Genomic DNA, 1,698 nt, shown 5'->3' on the forward strand with positions numbered 1-1,698 from the left:
ATGCGCGCGGGTGTAAAGTAGTGCGATGTGAGTTCTGTAAAATCAAACAAGACAGCTGTATCTGTGAACATCAACCAGACGTAAATACGAACGTCGCGACCATGTTGATCTTGTCAGATAACGAAATATTGAAACCAAGTAATACAGGTCGATTGATTCTCGATACAGTAAAAGACAGTTACGCTTACCTATGGCATCGCACAGAGCCCAATCAGGAAATGTTGGATGTCTTAAAAGATGACAACTATCAACCTGTCGTAGTGTTCCCCGAAGACTATACAGATGACAAATCGCGCGTGGTTCAAAACCTGCCACAAATGCGTGACCCAAACAAAACACTATTGCTGATCTTTATTGATGGCAGTTGGCGTGAAGCGCGACGTATCTTCCGTCGTTCAGAGTATCTGCAAGACTTACCTGTGTTGTCGATTGAACCAGAATCGGTTTCCCAATATATGATGCGTAAGTCAGACAACGAACAACATCTCTCGACTGCAGAAGTGGCGAGCTTGGTTTTGAAACAGGCTGGTGAAGAGCAGGGTGCCAAGACTTTACAGCTATGGTTTGAGACATTTCGGGAAAGTTACATGTTAAGTAAGACACGTTATAAGTCCGATCCGACCAAACCAAGTCTGAACGCTTTCATAGAGCACACCAAAAGTGAGACGTCACTCTAACCTTTAACCGCTTTGTGCTGACTTGTTGTTCAAACAGACTCGATCACGAGATAAGTTTGTTATCTATCACGGTTTGTAGGGGGAGTGTTATGGATAATGCTCCTTAGTTGTTTAATTTAAAAATTTTATTTGCCCTAATTTAGGGAAAAATTGGAGAGATTTCATGTATTACGGCTTCGATGTTGGCGGCACAAAAATAGAGTTTGGTGCATTCAATGAGAAACTTGAGCGAGTAGCAACAGAACGTGTTCCAACACCAACAGACGATTATCAATTACTGCTTGATACGATTGCTGGTTTAGTTAAAAAATACGACAACGAATTCTCTTGTGAAGGCAAAATTGGCCTTGGTCTTCCTGGCATGGAAAACGCAGACGACGGCACTATGCTGGTTGTTAACGTACCGGCTTCAACAGGTAAGCCACTACGTAAAGACTTAGAAGCGCTTATTGGTCGTAGTGTAAAAATCGAGAATGATGCGAACTGTTTTGCGCTTTCAGAAGCATGGGATGATGAACTTAAAGATGAACCATCAGTTGCTGGCCTAATTCTAGGTACTGGCTTCGGTGGCGGTTTAGTTTACGAAGGCAAAGTGTTCTCTGGTCGTAACCACGTTGCTGGTGAACTGGGCCATATGCGTCTCCCTATTGATGCTTGGTTCCACCTCGGCGACAACGCACCGTTATTAGGTTGTGGTTGTGGTAAAAAAGGTTGTTTAGACAGCTACTTATCAGGTCGTGGCTTCGAATTGATTTATGAGCACTACTTCGGTGAGAAGAAGAAAGCGATTGAAATCATCCAAGCATACAACGAAGGTGAAGCAAAAGCGGCTGAGCACGTAGATCGCTTCATGGAGCTATTGGCTATCTGTTTTGCGAACTTGTTTACGGGTCTTGACCCACATGTTGTTGCACTGGGTGGTGGTCTTTCAAACTTCGAACTTATCTACGAAGAAATGCCAAAGCGCATCCCTAAATACCTACTGTCTGTAGCGAAGTGTCCTAAGATCATCAAAGCGAAA

Annotated in this window: 2 protein-coding genes; both read left to right on the forward strand. The window is 43.5% G+C overall.

All coding sequences use genetic code 11. The features are described 5' to 3' along the window. Positions 1–677 (forward strand): tRNA-uridine aminocarboxypropyltransferase (locus AB4653_RS18155; protein ID WP_372104911.1); only part of this gene is annotated, 677 nt, incomplete at its 5' end. Positions 678–840: 163 nt separating this feature from the next. Further along, on the forward strand, positions 841–1,698 hold an 858-nt coding region (gene nagK, locus AB4653_RS18160; RefSeq protein ID WP_372104913.1), incomplete at its 3' end, for an N-acetylglucosamine kinase.

Source organism: Vibrio sp. 10N.222.48.A3, assembly GCF_041475345.1.
Taxonomy (GTDB): Bacteria; Pseudomonadota; Gammaproteobacteria; order Enterobacterales; family Vibrionaceae; genus Vibrio; species Vibrio tasmaniensis_A.